The organism is Paraburkholderia gardini (assembly GCF_907164575.1).
Lineage (GTDB): Bacteria > Pseudomonadota > Gammaproteobacteria > Burkholderiales > Burkholderiaceae > Paraburkholderia > Paraburkholderia gardini.
The window spans coordinates 1-19946 of sequence record NZ_CAJQYY010000024.1; the positions used below are offsets into that span (position 1 = coordinate 1).

Sequence of the window (19946 nt, forward strand, 5' to 3'; positions counted from 1 at the left end):
CCACGCCCGCTTCCTTCAGGCGCACCGCTTCTTCCACCGCGATCTCGTCGAACGGATTCATCGACATCTTCACGTTCGCGATGTCGACACCCGTACCGTCCGACTTCACCCGGACTTTCACGTTGTAATCGACCACTCTCTTGACTGGCACCAGGATCTTCATGCATACGCTCCAAAGTTACGAATACGTCAACCCGACGGTCATTATAACGACTGCCCTCACAGCAACCGCCCGCAGGCTGTCTGCATCGGAAATATCGCCCCTGCGCAATGCTACAGGTTTAGCGAACGATCGTTCTATTTTAATATCAAAAAAACCCGGACGACAAGCCCGGGTTATGCCCGATGCCTCTAAGTTCGAGATTGCATACGGTCGGCACTTGCCTTGACTGCCGGGCGCGGCGGATAACCCGATCTCACACCCATAACGCCCACCGGGCCTGTCAGGCCTTACCAGGCCGTGATGACCGCGCCGCCGAACTTGCCGTCGACGAACTGCTTCACCTCCGGCGAATGGTACGCGGCCACCAGCTTCGCGACCCAAGGCTTGTTCCTGTCGGCTTCGCGGATCGCGATGATGTTCACGTACGGACCGTTCGCGTCTTCGATCGCGATCGCGTCCTGCCTCGGCTTCAGACCCGCTTCCATCGCGAAGTTCGTGTTGATCGCGGCGGCGTCGACGTCGTTCAGCGAACGCGGAATCTGCGCGGCGTCGAGTTCGACGATCTTCAGCTTCCTCGGGTTCTCGACGATATCGAGCGGTGTCGCCTTCAGACCGGCATCGGCGCGCAGTTTCAGCAGGCCCTGCTTTTGCAGCAGCAGCAATGCACGGCCGCCATTGGTCGGGTCGTTCGGCACCGCGATCTTCGAGCCGGGCTTCAGTTCGGCCAGCGTCTTGATCTTCTTCGAATAGATGCCCATCGGGTACGTGACGGTATCGGCCACGCGGATCAGTTTGTAGCCGCGGTCCTTCACCTGCGCCTGCAGATACGGGTCGTGCTGGTAGCTGTTGGCATCGAGATCGCCGCCGGCCAGCGCCGCGTTCGGCTGCACGTAATCCGAGAATTCGACGATCTTGATGTTCAACCCGTTCTTCGCGGCGACCGATTTGACGACTTCCATGATCTGCGCATGCGGGCCGCCCGTGACGCCGACCTTGATGGTTTCGTCCGCCTGGGCGAGCGTCGCGGTCGAGGCGAATACCGATGCGGCGCCGAGCACGGCGGCGAGCTTGAGAACAAAACGACGTTGCATGACTGACCTTTCCAATCTGTATGAGCGACTACCCGTGAAGGGCAAAGCCTTTGTTATTTATGGCTCAGACGACGCACGAGCCAATCCCCGAACGACTGCACCACTTGCACGAACACGATCAGGATGACGACGACCGTCAGCATGACCTGCGGCAGGAACCGTTGATATCCATAGCGGATGCCGAGGTCGCCGAGACCGCCGCCGCCGATCGCACCGGCCATCGCCGAATAGCCGACCAGCGAAACGAACGTGATCGTGAGGCCGGCGATCACGCCCGGCAGCGATTCCGGCAACAGCACCTTGAAGACGATCTGGCTGGTCGTCGCGCCCATCGCCTGCGCGGCTTCGATCAGCCCGCGGTCGACTTCGCGCAGCGCCGTCTCGACCAGACGCGCGATGAACGGCGCGGCGGCGATCGTCAGCGGCACGACCGCGGCGGCCGTGCCGATCGACGAGCCGACGATCAGCCGGGTAAAAGGAATCACCGCGACCAGCAGGATGATGAACGGCGTCGAACGCACGGCGTTGACGACCACGCCCATCACGCGATTCACGCCGATGTTCTGCAGCACGCCGTCGCGATCCGTCAGATACAGCAGCACGCCGAGCGGCAAACCCACCAGCGCGCCGACCAGTCCGGAAATGCCCACCATCACGAGCGTTTCCCAGAACGACTGCACGAACATATCGAACATTTCACTCAACATACGACAGCTCCTCGACCACCACACCCTGTTCGCGCAGATACACGATCGCTTCGGCGACCCTGGTGGGCTGTCCGCCCGCGAGCACCGCGAGCGAGCCGAATGCCTGGCCCTGAATCTCGTCGATCTGGCCGTGCAGGATGTTGAAATCCAGTTCGTAGCGCCGAATCGTCTCCGACAGGATCGGCTGGTCGACGCCCGAACCGGTGAACGCAAGACGCAGCAGATGACCGCTGCCCGTCTTCAAACGTTCGGCGACGCGCGCCTTCATCGCCGGCGGCAGTTCCTGGGCGATCACGTCGCCAATCAGCGCGCGCGTGACTTCGTGGTGCGGCTGCAGAAACACATCGATGACCTTGCCCTCTTCGACGACGCGCCCGGCATCCAGCACCGCAACGCGATCGCAGACCTGCTTGATCACGTCCATCTGGTGCGTGATCAGGACCACCGTCAAACCGAGTTCGCGGTTGATACGTCTGAGCAGATCGAGAATGGAGCGCGTGGTTTCAGGGTCGAGCGCGGACGTCGCTTCATCGGAGAGCAGCACTTTCGGCTTGCTCGCGAGCGCACGCGCGATGCCGACGCGCTGCTTCTGACCGCCGCTGATTTGCGCCGGGTAGCGATCCTGCTGCGCCGACAGGCCGACGAGCTCGAGTAGCGGCAACACCGTCAGCTCGATTTCGGCGCGCTTCATGCCGGCGAGTTCGAGCGGCAGCGCGACGTTCTCGTAGACCGTACGCGAGGACAGCAGGTTGAAATGCTGGAAGATCATGCCGATCTCGCGGCGCGCCTCACGCAGTTGCGCGGCGGGCAGCGTCGTCAGATCGCGACCGTTGACGACGATATTGCCTTCGGTCGGACGGGTCAGCAGGTTGATCGTGCGCACCAGCGTGCTCTTGCCCGCTCCGCTGCGGCCGATGATGCCGAACACCTCGCCAGGCGGAATGGCAAGATTGACGTTATGCAGTGCTTCGACCCAGCCTCTGGGCCCCGCGAAACGCTGCGAAATATTGCGAAGTTCGATCATGTGGAAAAACGAAACGGCGGCTGGTTCTGTCCGACGAGCGTTTTGCGCTCCGACACCCAGCCGCCGTTGCTTTTATTGGGATTTGAGCCGGGATTTTACCGCATCGGCATCATTCTCTTTAATAATCAATTACGATTTTTTCATAACCTGCAGGCATTAGAGGATCGCACCACACAGGTTCCTCACGTCGGCCGGGCGCTCGCCGCTATGATCGGTCGGATCAGAATAATGAGACTGGAGACAGCAGTGACAGAGATCACTTCACATGCAGCCGACACGTCCGCGACACGGGACGGAGCTTTGCCGTCAGCGCCGGTCGCCGCGATTTCGCGCGTCACCACGCGCGACGGCGCCGGGTTGGCGCTCTACCGGTGGACGCCTGAAGGCACACCGCGTGCGACCGTCGCGCTGGTCCATGGGCTTGCCGAACACGCGGGTCGCTACGCAGCGCTTGCCCGCGAACTGAACGCCGCGGGCATCGAACTGGTCGCGATCGATCTGCGCGGACACGGGCTGGCATCTGGCGCGCGTGTATGGATCGAGCGCTTCGATGACTATCTCGACGATGCCGACGCCCTGCTCAGCGTGGCATCCCGGCCGGGAACGCCGCTCTTCCTGATGGGCCGCAGCATGGGCGGCACGGTCGCCGCGCTCCATGCGATCGAGCGCGCCGCCGGCAACGGCCCGAAGCTGCATGGGTTGATCCTGTCGAGCCCGGCGCTCGCCGCGGGCCGCGATGTGCCGCGCTGGATGATCACGATGAGCCGCATCATCAGCCGCGTGTGGCCCCGGTTTCCGGCGATGAAGATCGATGCGTCGCTGCTCTCGCGCGACCCGGCGGTCGTGGAGGCGAACCGTGGCGATCCGCTGGTGCATCACGCCGCGGTATCCGCACGCACAGGCGCGGAAATTCTCGATGCGATGACACGGATCGAACGCGGTCGCGCGTCGTTGCGTCTGCCGCTGCTGGTCTGGCACGGCACCGCGGACAGACTCACCGAGCCCGATGGCAGCCGCGACTTCGGCGCGCACGCCGGCTCGCCGGACAAGACACTCACGCTCTATAACGACAGCTATCACGAGACGATGAACGACCTGGACCGCGATCGGGTAATCAGCGCCCTGATCCAGTGGATCCTGGCGCGTGCGGGCTGACGCACTGGCGTGCAGGCTTCAGATGTCGCTCAGATGTCGCTCAGATGTCGGCCAGTGCCCGGACGTGCGCCACGACGCTGCGCCCGAGCGCCGAGAGGTTGTAGCCGCCTTCCAGCGTGCTGACGATGCGTCCTTGCGCGTAGCGGGCTGCGATATCCCGGATCTGCTGGGTCAACCATGTGTAGTCGTCTTCGACGAGGCCCATGTTGCCGAGGTCGTCTTCGCGATGCGCGTCGAATCCCGCCGACACAAAGAGCATTTCCGGCTTGAACTCATGAAGCCGCGGCAGCCACATCAGGTCGACGGCTTCGCGCATGACCATGCCGCCCGTGCGCGCGGCGAGCGGCACGTTGACCATATTCGCCGCCTGGTTGTCGGCGCCCGTGAACGGATAGAACGGATGCTGGAAGAAGCTGCACATCAGCACACGTGAGTCACCGGCAAACGCGGCTTCGGTGCCGTTGCCGTGATGCACGTCGAAATCGATGATCGCGACGCGCGCGAGGCCGTGCACCTCGAGCGCGTGACGCGCGGCGATCGCGACGTTGTTGAAGAAGCAGAAGCCCATGGCGCGTGCCGGCTCCGCGTGGTGACCGGGCGGACGCACGCTGCAGAACGCGTTGTCGTAGCGGCCTTCTATGACGGCGTCGGTGGCCGCGACCGCCGCGCCCGCCGCGCGCAACGCGGCCTGCAACGTGTGCGCATTCATCGTTGTGTCAGGATCGATCGCGGCGTAACCCCCATCCGGCGAGCATGCGCGAATGTAGTCCACATGCGCCTGGGTATGCACGCGCAGTAGCGCGTCATCGTCGGCGAGCGGCGGCGATTCGCGCTCGATGAGCGAACCGATGCGACTTGCGATCAGCTGGTCTTCGATTGCCTGCAGGCGCGCCGGACACTCGGGATGCCATTGCCCCATTTCGTGCAGCAGACAGTCGTTGTGGGAATAGAAGCCTGTTGCCATGAGCGTGTTCTTCTGCCGCCTGGCGATCAAAGCCAGCGCGACATGTCTCCTTCCGTTTGCGCGCGCCGCACGTGGCACGCGTATCAGGCATCAAGTTACCACAACGGATCGCCGCGACGCGCTCTGGCCATGGTTTTGCGAATGCCGTCGGGTATACTGCGCCGAACCCTTCGCACCGAACCGACCCCTGCCCTATGATCGTCAAGCTTGCCCTGTCCGCACGAAACCGGCTTCGCGTAACGAACGTTGCCGCCGCGCTGTCCGTCGCCGCATGCGCGTTCATCGCATCGCCCGCGGTGCTGGCGCAGACTGCCCGGGCAAAAGCACCCGTGCTCGTCGCGCAGGGTTTACCGGAGCAGCCCGTGCCTCAGGGGCAAACCTTCGAGGAAGAGATCGTTCCGCAACGCTACGCGAACAATCCGAACGTCGACGCGTTCATCAACGACATGGTCGCACGCTACGATTTCGATTCCGCCACGCTGCACACGCTGTTCGCGCACACGAGCTACTCGGCGACAGCGGTGAAACTCGTGACACCTTCGCCGTCGCCTTCGGTGAAAAACTGGCGGGTGTATCAGTCGCGCTTCCTGGATACGGTGCGAATCAACGCGGGAGTGCGCTTCTGGCGCGCGAACCAGGCGACGTTGCAGCGCGCCTATGAGCAGTTCGGCGTGCCGCCGGAAGTGATCGTGGGCATCATCGGCGTCGAAACCATTTACGGGCGCTACATGGGCAACTTCCGTGTGCTCGATGCGCTCACCACGCTAACCTTCGACTACCCCAACACCCCGAATCGCGCCGACCGTCAGACGACGTTCCGCAAGAATCTCGCAGACTACCTGGTCTGGACGCGCGACGCCCAGATCGATCCCAACTCGGTGCTCGGCTCGTACACGGGCGCCATCGGCATTCCGCAGTTCCTGCCAAGCAGCATCGTGCAATACGCGGTCGACTTCGACGGCAACAAGCAGATCGATCTGCGCACGAGCCAGGCGGATGCGATTGGTAGCGTCGCGAATTATCTTAAACAGAACGGCTGGGAAACGGGCCGTCCGGTGGTATGGAAGATTGCGTCGGACACGGGCAGCCTCGGCGTCGCGCAGGCCGCCGCCGACGGGCAGCCTGAACCGCACTGGCCGCTTCAGCAACTGCTGCGCGCGGGCATGCTGATGAACGAGCCGGGGCTCGATATCGCATCGGAAGCCGGCACGCCGGTCGCGATGATCGATCTGCCGACGCCGGGCCGCGCGACCGAATACATGCTGGGTTTGAAAAACTTCTACGTACTCACGCGCTACAACCGCAGCTTCTTCTACGCGCTGGCCGTGTATCAGCTGGGGGAGCGCATCAAGGCACAGATCGCGAGCGAAACGGCCGCCGGCGCAAATTCGAGCAGCACGGCAGCATCGGGCGCGAACGCGCAGTAATCCGCCGGAGCGTGAAGGTCGCGCCGTAGAATAAAAAAAGCGCCGGAGCCGGCGCTTTTTTATTGGCGATGCCAGACGGGAAGGCCGACCGCGATCAGGCGGGGAACACCCCGGTCGACAGATAGCGGTCACCGCGATCGCACACGACAAACACGATCGTCGCGTTTTCGACCTGCCGCGCGATACGCAAGGCGACTTCGCACGCGCCTGCCGCGGAGATGCCGCAGAAGATGCCTTCCACGGCGGCCATACGCCGCGCCATCGCTTCGGACGCTGCCTGACTCACGTTCTCGACGCGATCCACGCGGCTGCGATCGAAGATCTTCGGCAGATACGCTTCAGGCCATTTGCGGATGCCCGGAATGCGCGAACCTTCTTCCGGTTGCGCACCGATAATTTCGATCGACTCGTTCTTTTCCTTCAGGTACTGCGACACGCCCATGATCGTGCCCGTGGTGCCCATCGCCGAAACGAAATGCGTGATGCGGCCTTCCGTGTCCTGCCAGATTTCCGGGCCAGTCGTCTCGTAATGAGCAAGTGGATTGTCGGGATTGGAGAACTGGTCGAGGATTGTGCCCTTGCCTTCGCGTTGCATCTGCTCGGCGAGGTCACGTGCGTATTCCATGCCACCCGTGACGGGCGTGAGAACGATCTCCGCGCCGTACGCCGCCATGCTCTGACGTCGTTCGACCGACAGGTCTTCAGGCATGACCAGCATCATCTTGTACCCGCGGACCGCCGCAGCCATGGCCAGCGCGATGCCGGTATTTCCGCTTGTCGATTCGATCAGCGTATCGCCCGGCTTGATGCGGCCGCGCTCTTCTGCCTTTCTGATCATCGAAAGCGCCGGGCGGTCCTTCACGGAACCCGCCGGATTGTTGCCTTCGAGCTTGCCGAGAATCACGTTGTTGCGGCTACGGATTTCGTCGTCCGGAAGGCGGACAAGCTGAACGAGCGGCGTATTGCCAATCGTGTCTTCAATTGTTTTGTAAGCCATATCGAATGCCTGGAAAGCGATGCGCGGAATCCAGCGATTCTAAACCACCATGCCCGCGCCTGCCGGGTGGCCCTTTTGGCCGTGTGGATGGACGCGCATTACGCCGTGCTTCACCCCAGAACCGGATGCTCCACTTTCAGGCAGGCGGCCGCGCGCACGTGGCCGCCTGATTCAGGTTACTTCTTCACCGCGACGGTGGTCGTACTGTCTTTCTTCGCGTTCGCGGCGGTAGCCGTACCCGCTGCGGCTGGCGCCGGTTTGCCCGACGCGGAAGCGGTAGCCTGCGCACCAGCGGGTCCGACCGCGAGGCCTTCAGACTGGAGCCGCTCGACCGTATGACCGCCCATGCCCTTTACGCGCTTGCCGAGATCGGCGGCGTCCTTGAACGGGCCGTGTGCGGTGCGTTCGTCGAGAATTGCCCTGGCGCGTGCGGGGCCGATGCCCTTGACACCGCGCAACGCGTCCTCATTGGCGGTGTTGACGTCCACCGATGCAAACGCGTGACCGAACGAAGCGAGCAGTGCTGCCAGAACCAGAAATTTTTTGAACATGTGGAATCTCCCTTGAACAACCGGCCGGCGACTGCCGCCGACCAGGAGACTCCAGTGTATTGATGCGCAGGGAGGCGTTAAAGCTGGCCGAACAGCCAACGTACGTAGCGATCGACCCCTTCCTGCACACTCAGGAACGGCGCGTCGTAGCCGGCCGCACGCAGCTTCGTGAGGTCCGCCTGCGTGAAGCACTGATACTTGCCGCGCAGCGCATCGGGAAACGGAATGTACTCGATCAGCCCGCGTTGCACCTGCTCCGCGAGCGAGAGCGCCGGCTCGCTGTTCAGCGCACGCAGCGTGTTGACCACCGTCGAAGCGATATCGTTGAACGGCTGTGCACGGCCGCTGCCAAGGTTGAAGATGCCCGACTTCTCCGGATGATCGAAGAAGAACAGGTTCACCTTCACGACGTCTTCGACCGAAACGAAATCGCGCGTCTGTTCACCCGGGTTGTAGCCGTTGTACTCGCCGAACAGCTTGACCTTGCCTTCCGAGCGGAACTGGTTGAAGTTATGAAACGCCACCGACGCCATGCGCGCCTTGTGCGTCTCGCGCTGGCCGTACACGTTGAAGTACCGAAAGCCGGCGATCTGGCTGGTCGCCGTCGGCAGCACGCGGCGGATCACCTGATCGAACAGGAATTTCGAGTAGCCGTATACGTTCAGCGGTTTCTCCACTTCGCGCTCCTCGACGAAGCGGCTCGACCCGCCATAGGCAGCCGCCGACGACGCATACAGGAACTGCGCGCCCTGCGCCTGGCAGGCGTCGAGCACCGCGCGGCTGTAGCGGAAGTTGTTGTCCATCATGTAGCGGCCGTCGGCTTCCATCGTGTCCGAGCAGGCGCCTTCGTGAAACACCGCACGCACCTTGCCGAAATCACCGCGCGTAAAGCGCTCGACGAATTCGGTCTTGTCGAGGTAGTCATCGATTTCGCAATCGACGAGGTTCTTGAACTTGTCGGCGCGCGTGAGGTTATCCACGGCGATGATCCGTTGTTCGCCGCGTTCGTTGAGCGCCTTGACGAGATTGCTGCCGATAAAACCGGCTGCGCCGGTGACGATGAGGGTCATGGTCGTCCTGCGGAAATGAGGTTCAGCCTTCGCAACCCGCCGCCGGTGTCGCGGTGGAGCGCGAAGGTCGGGCGGTGCGCGACATCATTGAAAGAGTTCGTCGTAGTCGACGGTAGCGGTGCCGAGTTTGCCGACCACGATGCCGGCTGCGCGATTCGCGAGCCCGACGGCTTCGACGAGCGACAGGCCGGCGCCGAGCATGACGGCGAGCGTGGCGATCACGGTGTCGCCCGCACCCGAGACATCATACACTTCGCGTGCAACGGCCGAAGCGTGCAGCACGCCTTCGTCGGTGAAGAGCGTCATGCCCTCCTCCGAGCGCGTCAGCAGCAGCGCCTTGAAGTCGAGCGACGCGCGCAACGCCGCCACGCGCGCATGCAGGTCATCCTCCGACTTCCACTGCCCGACCACCTCGCGCAGCTCCGCGCGATTCGGCGTGATCAGCGTGGCGCCGCGATAGCGTTCCCAGTCGTCGCCCTTCGGGTCGACCAGCACCGGTTTGCCGGCCGTGCGTGCGTGCGCGATCATCTGCGTCACGTGCGTAAGACCACCCTTTGCGTAATCCGACATCAGGATCACGTCGTGAGAAGGCAGCAGTTCGTCGAAGCGCGCGAGACCCGCAAGCAGGATTTCATGCGCCGGCGTGTTCTCGAAATCGACGCGCAGCAGTTGCTGCTGACGCGAAAGCACACGTAACTTGATCGTGGTCAGGAGCGCCGGGTCGCGCTCGAGATGAGCCGCCACGCCGCTATCCTGAAGCAGTTGCACGACGCGCTCGCCCGGCTCGTCGTGACCGACGACGCACAACAAGCCCGTCTGCGCACCGAGCGCGACCGCATTGCGCGCGACGTTCGCCGCACCGCCCAGCCGGTCTTCCTGCTTCTGCACATGAACGACGGGCACCGGCGCTTCAGGCGAAATGCGGTTGACGTCGCCGAACCAGTAGCGGTCCAGCATCACATCGCCGACCACGAGAACGCGGGCACCCGCGAGCTGGGCGCGCGGGACGACGCCCACATCGGGAATGGGCATGGCGTGCTCAGGCATCGGATGAGGTGCTGACCGTAGATTCGGAAAGTTCGGCATGCGGACGTCCAATCGAGTGATAGTCGATGCCGAGCTCGGCCATCGCTCCAGGTTCATACAGGTTGCGGCCGTCGAAAATCAGCGGCGACTTGAGCACCGCCTTCAGATGGACAAAATCCGGGCTCTTGAACTCCTTCCATTCCGTGACGATCACGAGGGCATCCGCGCCGGAAAGCGTCTCGTCCTGCGTCGCGGTGAAATGCAGCCGCGCGAGTTGCGCGGGCTCGTGACCGAGATCGAGATTTAAAACACGTCGCGCTTCATCCACCGCGACCGGATCGTACGCACGCACCGCCGCGCCGCGCGCGAGCAGATCAGCGATCACGCGACGGCTCGGCGCTTCGCGCATGTCGTCGGTATTCGGCTTGAACGCGAGCCCCCAGACGGCGAACGTACGGCCCGTCAGGTCGTCGCCAAGCATCTTCGTGATCTTGCGCACGAGGACTTCCTTCTGCTCGTGATTCACTTCCTCGACCGCTTCGAGAATGCGCAGACCCGGGCCCGTCCCGGCCGCCGTACGGATCAGCGCCTGCACGTCCTTCGGGAAACACGAACCGCCATAGCCGCAACCCGCATACAGAAAGTGGTAGCCGATACGCGGGTCCGAACCGATACCGCGACGCACCGCTTCGATATCCGCACCGACGCGATCCGCCAGGTTCGCCATCTCGTTCATGAACGAGATGCGCGTCGCCAGCATCGCATTCGCCGCGTACTTCGTAAATTCGGCCGAACGGACATCCATGTAAAGCGTGCGTTCGTGGTTACGGTTGAACGGCGCGTACAGACGCTTCATCTTTTCGCGCGCACGCATGCCGGCTTCGTCGTCGTCGCTGCCGAGTACGATGCGATCGGGGCGCATGAAGTCGTCGACGGCGGCGCCTTCCTTCAGGAACTCCGGATTCGACACCACCGAGAATTGATGCTCCGCGCTACCCGCGAGACCCCGTTTCGCGAGTTCCTCGTTGATCACGCCCTGCACGCGTTGGGCCGTGCCGACCGGCACCGTCGATTTATCGACGATCACCTTGTAGTCGGTCATGTGGCGGCCGATATTGCGGGCCGCTTCGAGCACGTATTGCAGATCGGCCGAGCCGTCTTCATCGGGCGGCGTGCCGACCGCGATGAACTGCACTTCGCCGTGCGCGACGCTCGCTTCGACGTCCGTCGAAAACTGGATGCGCCCAGCCGCGCGCGTACGCGCGATCATCTCCTGCAGACCCGGCTCGTGGATCGGCACGCCACCGCTATTGAGAATGTCGATCTTGCGCTGGTCGACGTCGAGACAGAACACGTCGTTGCCGATTTCGGCGAGACACGCGCCCGTGACAAGGCCGACGTAGCCCGTGCCGATGATAGTGACTTTCATACGCGCTCCGGTATTGGATTCATCTGGCGAATCCTGTTGTTACAGAGAGCGGCGCTCGCCGCCCGGGGCATCTCGCCAGTGCCAGCGGCGCATCACGCATGCGCGGCGCCCCTGACTGTAGATGCTGTTCCGATAGCGACGCCCCCCCCAAGCGAAGGCCCTCGCCCGATATTCAGTTCGACGCAGTGATCGGCTCTACCCGGCGCGGCGCATAGGTCTCCCAACCGCTGCAGCCCGGGCATTGCCAATAAAAAAGGCGCGCCCGGAATCCACAATTCTGGCACGTGTAGCGCGGCAGGTTCTTCGTGCGCTGCCGGATCAACGTGCGCATCAGTTCCAGCTCGCTGCGACGCGGCTCTTCGGCCGTCGACTGCTGAGCCTCGAGCAGACGCGTCATGCCCGCCAGATTCGGCGACTTCTGCATCTGCGCGCGCGCCAGCGCATGTGCCGCATCGGGTCCGCGCAACGCGGCGACATGCTGGTACGCGACGTCAAGCAGATCGTTCGACGGATAACGGTCGATCCACGTGGCCATCAGATCCGCGCCTTCTTCGCCCCGACCGAGCGCCTGATATGCCTTCAGCAGTTTTTCCGCCACGAGCGGCAGATACGCCGGATTCTGCGCCTCGACACGCAGCCACTGCGCGATCGCCGCTTCCTGCGCGCCGCCCGCTGCATCGACGTCGCCAGACAGAATTGTCGCGCGCACGCTCTGCGGATTCGCCTTTAACGCGAGGCCGAGCTGCCGGCGCGCTTCTTCGACATTCTTCTGCTGCAGCGCTTCCTGCGCGAGCTCGCAATGAAACTGCGCGATTTCCTTTTCGAGCGACTCCGAGCCCATCGTTTCGAGCTGGCGTGCAGTATCGATCGACTTGTTCCAGTCCTTCTCGATCCCATAGATCGTGAGAAGCGCGCGCTGTGCGCCCAGCGCGTAATCACCCGACTTGAGCGAGCGGAACGTTTCCTCCGCGCGATCGAGCAGGCCCGCCTTCAGGAAATCCTGTCCAAGCTCGAACAACGCATGGTCGCGCTCGGTGACAGGCAGATCCGCCCGGCTCAACAGGTTCTGGTGCACCCGGATCGCGCGGTCGGTTTCGCCGCGACGCCGGAACAGGTTACCCAGCGCGAAATGCAGTTCGATGGTTTCAGGGTCGAGCTTCACGACTTCGATGAACGCATCGATGGCCTGGTCCGGCTGCTCGTTCAGCAGGAAGTTCAGGCCGCGAAAATACGAACGCGGAAGGTTGGCGCTTTCGGACAGCAACGCTTTGAGGTCATACCGCGCCGCCATCCAGCCGAACGCGAACGCGACGGGTATGACGAGCAGCCACCAGAAATCCAGATCCATGCGAATTGTTCGGAAGTGGGAATTGAACGCCAGCGTGCGCAACCGCACGCGGCAGGAAGAAAACTAGATCAGCGGCGGCAGCGGTGGTTCTTCGACAACCACAGGCGTTTCGCGCGCGGTCCGCAACTCGCGTCTCAGACGGCCGTTCTCGAATCGCAGGCGGACCACGGCCGGCATCGACGACAACAGACCCGCCAGCAGCCCGACGACGAAGAACGCGAGACCGATCAGGATCAACGGCGCCTGCCACGCATAACCGGCGAGGAAATTCAGCGTGGCGGGTTGCGTATTGGCGAACGCGAGCACCAGCAGCAGCACGAACACCAGAACGCGGATCAACCAGACGATAAATTTCATGAATTAGTCTCTTGACGGCAGTTGCGAGATGACGCTGGCCTGATGACGCGTCGCGCCACGAAATTGCCCGCGCCGAAGTGACCCGTATTGTAAATGAAGCGTTCCCCGTGAGGCACGAACCGCCGGGGAATGACAGACGGGACAGACGAAAAAAAAGCGCCCGAAGGCGCTTTTTCTGGTCTTTGCCGTCTGCACTGGACGCTGACGACGCTGCTGAATCTCACAGATCGTCGTCCGGCGACTCGGCTTTCAACGGCTCGCCCGCGCGACCATCGACGCGCTCGCGCAATTCCTTGCCAGGCTTGAAGTGCGGTACGTACTTCTCAGGTACCAGCACCTTTTCGCCCGATTTCGGATTGCGTCCGACGCGGGAAGGACGACGGTTCAAGCCGAAGCTGCCGAAGCCACGAATTTCGATGCGATGACCGCTGGCAAGCGCCTCCGACATCGCATCAAGCATCGTCTTCACCGCAAAATCCGCATCTTTGAGTACAAGTTGCGGAAATCGCGTAGCCAGCTGGGCGACCAATTCCGATTTGGTCATACTGCAGCAGACCTCTTAAGGCTTACTGGTTCTGGCCGTCGAGCTTGGCCTTCAGCAGCGCGCCGAGGTTCGTCGTGCCGGTTGCAGCCGAGCTCGAATCCGACGAAGCCAGGCCGCGAATCGCTTCCTGTTGCTCTGCCGAATCCTTGGCCTTGATCGACAGGTTGATGCCACGCGACTTGCGGTCGATGTTGATGATCATCGCATTGACCTTGTCGCCGTCCTTCAGGACGTTGCGTGCATCTTCCACGCGGTCTTGCGACAGTTCCGAAGCGCGCAGGTAGCCTTCGACTTCCGCCGACAGCTGAACCACGGCACCCTTCGCATCTACCGTCTTGACCACGCCGTCGACGATCGAACCCTTGTCGTTCATTGCAACGAAGTTGCTGAACGGGTCGCCTTCGAGCTGCTTGATACCCAGCGAAATGCGTTCCTTCTCGACGTCGATGCCGAGAACGATGGCTTCCACTTCGTCGCCCTTCTTGTACTTGCGAACCGCTTCTTCGCCCGTTTCGCTCCACGACAGGTCCGACAGGTGAACCAGGCCGTCGATGCCGCCCGGCAGACCGATGAAGACGCCGAAGTCGGTGATCGACTTGATTGCGCCTTGCAGCTTGTCGCCCTTCTTGAAGTTGCGGCTGAAGTCGTCCCACGGGTTCGGCTTGCATTGCTTCATGCCGAGGCTGATACGGCGGCGGTCTTCGTCGATTTCGAGAACCATGACTTCGACTTCGTCGCCCAGCTGCACAACCTTCGACGGTGCAACGTTCTTGTTCGTCCAGTCCATTTCCGACACGTGAACCAGGCCTTCGATGCCCGATTCCACTTCGACGAATGCGCCGTAGTCAGTGATGTTGGTGACCTTGCCGAACAGGCGCGTGCCCGACGGGTAACGGCGGGAAATGCCTTCCCACGGATCGTCGCCGAGTTGCTTGATGCCGAGCGAAACGCGGTTCTTTTCTTGATCGAACTTGAGGATCTTCGCGGTAACTTCCTGGCCAACCGACAGCACTTCGCTCGGGTGACGCACACGACGCCATGCGATGTCGGTGATGTGCAGCAGGCCGTCGATACCGCCGAGGTCCACGAACGCGCCGTAGTCGGTGATGTTCTTGACCACGCCTTCCACGATCGCGCCTTCCTTCAGCGTCTCGAGCAGCTTTGCGCGCTCTTCGCCTTGAGTGGCTTCGATCACGGCACGGCGCGACAGCACGACGTTGTTACGCTTGCGGTCGAGCTTGATGACGCGGAATTCCAGCGTCTTGCCTTCGTACGGGGTCGTGTCCTTGACCGGACGCGTGTCGACGAGCGAACCCGGCAGGAACGCGCGGATGCCGTTGACCATGACGGTCATGCCGCCCTTGACCTTGCCCGTGATCGTGCCGGTCACGAGTTCGTTGTTGTCGAGGGCCTTTTCCAGCGACAGCCACGAAGCCAGACGCTTCGCCTTGTCGCGCGACAGGATCGTGTCGCCATAGCCGTTTTCCAGCGCGTCGATCGCGACGGAAACGAAGTCGCCCGCCTGCACTTCTACCTCGCCCGCGTCATTCAGGAACTCTTCGAGCGGGATGTAGGCTTCGGACTTGAGACCAGCATTCACGACCACGAAGTTGTGGTCGACACGCACGACTTCGGCGGAGATCACTTCGCCAGCGCGCATGTCCTGCTTGGTCAGCGACTCTTCGAACAGAGCCGCAAAAGATTCGGTATTCGGGGTAGAGGTTTGCAGGTCGGACATAAAAATCAGAAGTTGCGGGTTTTCGCGCTGCCTGCCGGCCGGAATGGCTAGCGAATTCGCTGGGCGAATAGGGCAAAAATACGAATGCCACGCGGGGTTAAGGGGTTAAAACACGCTTCACGACCATTCGCGAAGCACCTACTGCACTACACAATCAACTGCGCATACTGTTTTTTGCTAATTTTTCACCACTACGCTCTGGTACCACTGCACCACCTGATCGACCGCCTGGTCGACCGAAAGCGACGAGGTATCCAGAAGCATTGCATCCGCCGCGGGCTTGAGCGGCGCGGCCGCACGCTGACTATCGCGTTCGTCACGCTCACGCAAATCCCGAAGCAAGTCATCTATATTAGCAGAAATTCCTTTTTGGATCAATTGCTTATGCCGCCGCGCGGCGCGAGCCTCCGCGCTTGCGGTCATAAAGACCTTCAGCGTCGCGTCCTGGAAGATCACCGTGCCCATGTCGCGGCCGTCGGCGACCAGCCCCGGCTCCTTGCGAAACGCCCGCTGGCGCGCCACCAGCGCGGCCCGCACAGGCGCGTGAACCGCAATCGCGGAAGCCCGGTTACCGATCTCTTCCATGCGGATTTCCGCGGAAACGTCCGCGCCGTCGAGTTGTGCAAGCCCTTCACGGAACGTGATGTGCAGATCGTTGATCAACCCGGCGAGCGCATCGGCATCGCCGACCGGGATGGCGTAGCGCAGGCTCGCCAGCGCCGCCAGCCGGTACAGCGCGCCGCTGTCCAGCAGGTGAAAGCCAAGGTGCGCGGCAACCAGCGCGGCTACGGTGCCCTTGCCGGAGGCCGTCGGGCCGTCGATCGTGATGACGGGCGTCTGGTGAAAGGGACGGGTCGGTTTCATCTAGGGTCGCGCGTCAGGTCGAATGAGATCAATTCGGGATTCGTCGTCAGGGTTGGGCAAGCGCCATGAAGCGCTCGAAATAGTCGGGGAATGTCTTGCCGACGCACTTCGGATCGTTGATGCGCACCGGCACGCCGCCGAGACTCACCAGCGAGAAGCACATGGCCATCCGGTGGTCGTCGTACGTATCGATGGCCGCGTTCGGCGTCAGCTTCGCGGGCGGTGTGACGACGAGATAGTCCTCGCCCTCCTCCACCGTCGCGCCGACCTTGCGCAGTTCGGTTGCCATCGCGGCGATCCGGTCGGTTTCCTTCACGCGCCAGCTGGCGATGTTGCGCAGCGTGCTCGTGCCGTCGGCAAAAAGCGCGGCCACGGCGATTGTCATGGCCGCATCCGGAATCAGGTTGAAGTCCATGTCGACCGGGTCGAGCTTGCCGTGATCGTTGCCGATGCCACGCACCTCGATCCAGTCGTCGCCCATCGACACGTTCGCGCCCATGCGCATCAGCGCGTTCGCAAAACCGATGTCGCCCTGGATGCTCGCCCGCCCGACGCCTTCCACGCGCAGCGGACCGCCGCCGAGCGCACCGGCCGCGAGAAAATACGATGCCGACGACGCGTCGCCTTCCACCATGATCCGCCCCGGCGACTGGTAGCGTCTGCCCGACGGCACCGTGAAACGCTGCCACCCGAGGCGCTCGACCTCAATGCCAAAGCGCGCCATCAGCTTGATCGTGATGTCGATATAGGGCTTCGAGATCAGCTCGCCCTCGACGTCGACAATCGTCACGCCGCTCTCCGTTTTCAGGAGCGGCAGTGTCATCAGCAACGCGGTCAGGAACTGGCTCGAGACGTCGCCGCGCACGCGGATTGGCGCTTCCGCCGCGATGTTGCCGCCACGGATGCGCAGCGGCGGATAGCCTTCGTTTTCCTCGTAGTCGATCTTCGCGCCGATCTGCCGCAGCCCGTCGACCAGATCGCCGATCGGCCGCTCATGCATGCGCGGCACGCCGTGCACGCGGTAATCGCCGCCCTGCACCGCCAGCGCCGCCGTCAGCGGGCGCACCGCCGTGCCGGCGTTGCCAAGAAACAGGTCGGCCGTCTTCGCCGTGAACGCGCCGCGCGTGCCGGTGACCACGCAGGTGTCGCCGTCACGCTTGAGCTTCACGCCGAGTTGCTCGAGCGCGGCCAGCATCACGCGCGTATCGTCGGAATCGAGCAGGTTCGTGATCGTCGTTTCGCCTTCGGCGAGCGAAGCCAGCAGCAGCACGCGGTTCGAAATGCTCTTCGAACCCGGCAGGCGGATCGTGCCGGACGCACGGGAAAAAGGTCCGAGATCGAGATGTTCCATGAGTGTGTCCTGTTATTTCGAGGCGTCGCCGGCGGAAATCTTCGCGCCGCCGCGTTCCTGCCATTCGGTTCGCGCGAGGCGCGAGCGGGCGAACACGGCTTCGAGCGCGGCGCCGTCACCGGTTTCGATCGCGGCGCGCAGGCGCGTCAGCACAGCCATGTAGTCGTCGAGTTCGTCCAGCAGCGCAGCGCGGTTCGCCACGCAGATATCGCGCCACATTTCCGGGCTCGACGCCGCGATCCGTGTGAAATCGCGAAAGCCGCCGGCGGCGAACGAAAACTTCAGCGCGGCGTCCGGCGAATTCAGAATCTGCTCGACGAGCGCGAACGACAGCACATGCGGCAGATGGCTTACCGAAGCGAGCACACGATCATGCTGCTCCGGCGACATGTTCGACACGCTCGCACCGGTTGCACGCCACATCGCCGCGACACGCTCCACCGCCTGCGGATCGTTTTCCGGCAACGGGCACAACACGACATTACGGCCGACGTACAGATCCGGCAGCGCGGCGTCCACGCCGCTCGATTCGCGGCCGGCAACCGGATGCCCCGGCACGAACTGGCCGATGCGCGCACCGAGCGCTGCACGCGCGGCCGCCGCCACGTCGGACTTCGTGCTGCCGGCGTCGGTGATGAGAGTGACATCGTCGAGGAACGGCGCGATGCGCTCGAGCAGCGACTGCGTCTGCGCAACCGGCGCCGCCAGCAGCACGAAGTCGGCGCCGGCAAGCGCTGCGCGCAACGCCGCATCGTCGGCGAGCGCCGCGGTTGCGTCGATGACACCGAGTTCGAGCGCACGTGCCGTCGATGCCGCCGAACGGCCCACGCCGGTCACGCTTCGCGCGCCCGACACGCCGCCGCGCTCGCGCAACGCGCGCGCAAGCGATCCGCCGATCAGGCCGACCCCAAAAATCACCAGTTTGTTAAAGGAAAAAGCGGCCACAGCGGTCACGGAAAAAGCGCGCCTGGAACGGCGCGCGGTAACAGGTCGAACCGCTCAGCTAGCGGCGGCGAGAGTCTTTTCGAGCGCCGCGATGAACGCCTCGTTTTCGGCCGGCAGACCGATCGTGATGCGCAGCCACTGCGGCAAACCGTAATTGCCAACCGGCCGCACGATCACGCCCTGCTTCAGCAGGCCGAGGTTCACGCGATTGCCGGCGTTGTCGTCGCTGCCGACGCGCACCAGCACGAAGTTGCCGTCCGACGGCACATACTCGAGGCCAAGCCGCTCGAACGCTTCGGTCAGCACCCGATAGCCCTGCGCGTTCAGCGTTGCGCTTTCTTCGAGGAATGCCTTGTCGTTCAGTGCAGCGACCGCTGCAGCCTGGGCGAGCGTGTTCACGTTGAACGGCTGACGCAGACGGTTCAGCAGGTCAGTCAGTTCCGGCTGCGCGATAGCAAAACCGACGCGCAGACCCGCGAGGCCATACGCCTTCGAGAACGTGCGCGACACGAGCAGATTCGGATAGCGGCGCACCCACGCGATCGAGTCGTAGCGCTTTTGCGGCGCGAGGTATTCCGTATACGCCTCGTCGAGCACGACGGCGACGTCACGCGGCACCTTGTCGAGAAACGCTTCGAGCGCCGGGCCTTCGATATACGTGCCCGTCGGATTGTTCGGGTTGGCGACGAAGATCAGGCGCGTATCGGCGGTGATCGCGGCAAGCATCGCGTCGAGATCGTGACCGTACTTCACGGCCGGCACGACAATCGCGCGCGCGCCGATACCCTGTGTAGCCAGTGCGTAGACGGCGAACGAATACTGAGCGTAGACGATCGACTGGCCCGTCTCGACGATCGCGTGCGCCGCGATTTCGAGGATGTCGTTGCTACCGTTACCCAGCGTGATCCATTCGGCGGGCACGTCGTAGCGCGCGGCCAGCGCCGCTTTCAGTTCGAACGCGTTCGAATCCGGATAGCGGCCCAGCTCGTTCGCGGCCTTCACCATCGCCTGCTTCGCCGATTCGGGCATGCCGAGCGGGTTTTCGTTCGACGCGAGCTTCACGATGCGCGCTTCATCGAGGCCAAACTCGCGGGCGACTTCCGAAATCGGCTTGCCAGCGACGTAAGGCGCGATGTCGCGCACATAGGAAGGACCGAATTGCGATGTCATGAGTAACTCCAGATCGACTTTGCCA

Annotated in this window: 19 protein-coding genes and 1 pseudogene; 2 read left to right on the forward strand and 18 right to left on the reverse strand. The window is 62.9% G+C overall.

Features of this window, described 5'->3' with window-relative positions; genetic code table 11:
• The 4 genes and pseudogenes from LPA34_RS19250 to LPA34_RS19265 all read right to left on the reverse strand — a co-directional run.
• Positions 1-163: pseudogene (locus LPA34_RS19250) on the reverse strand (electron transfer flavoprotein subunit beta/FixA family protein); the annotation flags it as partial.
• A gap of 287 nt (positions 164-450) precedes the next feature.
• Complete coding sequence (locus LPA34_RS19255) at positions 451-1254, reverse strand: MetQ/NlpA family ABC transporter substrate-binding protein (RefSeq protein ID WP_228981184.1); 804 nt, start codon at positions 1252-1254, stop codon at positions 451-453.
• Positions 1255-1307: 53 nt separating this feature from the next.
• Complete coding sequence (locus LPA34_RS19260) at positions 1308-1961, reverse strand: methionine ABC transporter permease (protein WP_228981185.1); 654 nt, start codon at positions 1959-1961, stop codon at positions 1308-1310.
• The gene (locus LPA34_RS19265; RefSeq protein WP_228981188.1) at positions 1951-2985 is read right to left on the reverse strand and encodes a methionine ABC transporter ATP-binding protein; all 1035 of its coding nucleotides are present in this window, start codon (positions 2983-2985) and stop codon (positions 1951-1953) included. Before LPA34_RS19265 ends, LPA34_RS19260 begins: the two co-directional genes overlap by 11 nt.
• A gap of 207 nt (positions 2986-3192) precedes the next feature.
• Here LPA34_RS19265 and LPA34_RS19270 point away from each other — a divergent pair, with 207 nt between their 5' ends.
• On the forward strand, positions 3193-4140 hold the full coding sequence (locus tag LPA34_RS19270; RefSeq protein WP_411179009.1) for an alpha/beta hydrolase: 948 nt from the start codon (positions 3193-3195) through the stop codon (positions 4138-4140).
• Between the two features lie 40 nt (positions 4141-4180).
• Here the strand turns inward: LPA34_RS19270 and LPA34_RS19275 are convergent, their stop codons facing one another.
• Complete coding sequence (locus LPA34_RS19275; protein WP_228981191.1) at positions 4181-5104, reverse strand: histone deacetylase family protein; 924 nt, start codon at positions 5102-5104, stop codon at positions 4181-4183.
• Positions 5105-5298: 194 nt separating this feature from the next.
• Here LPA34_RS19275 and mltB point away from each other — a divergent pair, with 194 nt between their 5' ends.
• Positions 5299-6531, forward strand: coding sequence for a lytic murein transglycosylase B (gene mltB, locus LPA34_RS19280; RefSeq protein ID WP_228981194.1), 1233 nt, complete (start codon positions 5299-5301; stop codon positions 6529-6531).
• Positions 6532-6625: 94 nt separating this feature from the next.
• On the opposite strand, the gene cysM is transcribed toward mltB, so the two are convergent.
• The 13 genes from cysM to hisC form a co-directional block, all read right to left on the reverse strand.
• Positions 6626-7528 carry a cysteine synthase CysM gene (gene cysM, locus LPA34_RS19285; RefSeq protein ID WP_228981196.1) on the reverse strand — a complete coding sequence of 301 codons (903 nt, stop codon included), beginning with the start codon at positions 7526-7528 and terminating at the stop codon, positions 6626-6628.
• Positions 7529-7704: 176 nt separating this feature from the next.
• Entirely contained in the window at positions 7705-8079 is a 375-nt protein-coding gene (locus LPA34_RS19290; protein ID WP_228981198.1) for a ComEA family DNA-binding protein, read from the reverse strand.
• A 77-nt stretch (positions 8080-8156) separates the two neighbouring features.
• Positions 8157-9149 (reverse strand): ADP-glyceromanno-heptose 6-epimerase, encoded by a 993-nt coding sequence (gene rfaD / locus LPA34_RS19295; RefSeq protein WP_228981200.1) that lies wholly within the window; start codon positions 9147-9149, stop codon positions 8157-8159.
• A gap of 84 nt (positions 9150-9233) precedes the next feature.
• Positions 9234-10235, reverse strand: coding sequence for a D-glycero-beta-D-manno-heptose-7-phosphate kinase (rfaE1, locus tag LPA34_RS19300; protein WP_407672539.1), 1002 nt, complete (start codon positions 10233-10235; stop codon positions 9234-9236).
• Positions 10189-11604: a UDP-glucose dehydrogenase family protein gene (locus LPA34_RS19305; protein ID WP_228981203.1), complete on the reverse strand. Its 1416-nt coding sequence runs from the start codon at positions 11602-11604 to the stop codon at positions 10189-10191. The genes rfaE1 and LPA34_RS19305 overlap by 47 nt, the downstream gene beginning before the upstream one ends.
• Positions 11605-11776: 172 nt before the next feature.
• Complete coding sequence (lapB, locus tag LPA34_RS19310) at positions 11777-12952, reverse strand: lipopolysaccharide assembly protein LapB (RefSeq protein WP_228981205.1); 1176 nt, start codon at positions 12950-12952, stop codon at positions 11777-11779.
• 63 nt (positions 12953-13015) lie between these two features.
• On the reverse strand, positions 13016-13309 hold the full coding sequence (locus LPA34_RS19315) for a LapA family protein (protein ID WP_228981207.1): 294 nt from the start codon (positions 13307-13309) through the stop codon (positions 13016-13018).
• Positions 13310-13529: 220 nt separating this feature from the next.
• Positions 13530-13853, reverse strand: coding sequence for an integration host factor subunit beta (locus tag LPA34_RS19320; RefSeq protein ID WP_228981209.1), 324 nt, complete (start codon positions 13851-13853; stop codon positions 13530-13532).
• A gap of 22 nt (positions 13854-13875) precedes the next feature.
• Positions 13876-15591 carry a 30S ribosomal protein S1 gene (rpsA, locus tag LPA34_RS19325; protein ID WP_090528989.1) on the reverse strand — a complete coding sequence of 572 codons (1716 nt, stop codon included), beginning with the start codon at positions 15589-15591 and terminating at the stop codon, positions 13876-13878.
• 177 nt (positions 15592-15768) lie between these two features.
• Positions 15769-16455 (reverse strand): (d)CMP kinase, encoded by a 687-nt coding sequence (gene cmk / locus LPA34_RS19330; protein ID WP_228981211.1) that lies wholly within the window; start codon positions 16453-16455, stop codon positions 15769-15771.
• Positions 16456-16501: 46 nt separating this feature from the next.
• On the reverse strand, positions 16502-17806 hold the full coding sequence (gene aroA / locus LPA34_RS19335) for a 3-phosphoshikimate 1-carboxyvinyltransferase (protein WP_228981213.1): 1305 nt from the start codon (positions 17804-17806) through the stop codon (positions 16502-16504).
• A 12-nt stretch (positions 17807-17818) separates the two neighbouring features.
• Positions 17819-18760: a prephenate dehydrogenase gene (locus LPA34_RS19340; RefSeq protein ID WP_228981215.1), complete on the reverse strand. Its 942-nt coding sequence runs from the start codon at positions 18758-18760 to the stop codon at positions 17819-17821.
• Positions 18761-18805: 45 nt separating this feature from the next.
• On the reverse strand, positions 18806-19921 hold the full coding sequence (hisC, locus tag LPA34_RS19345) for a histidinol-phosphate transaminase (protein ID WP_228981217.1): 1116 nt from the start codon (positions 19919-19921) through the stop codon (positions 18806-18808).
• Between the last annotated feature and the right edge of the window lie 25 nt (positions 19922-19946).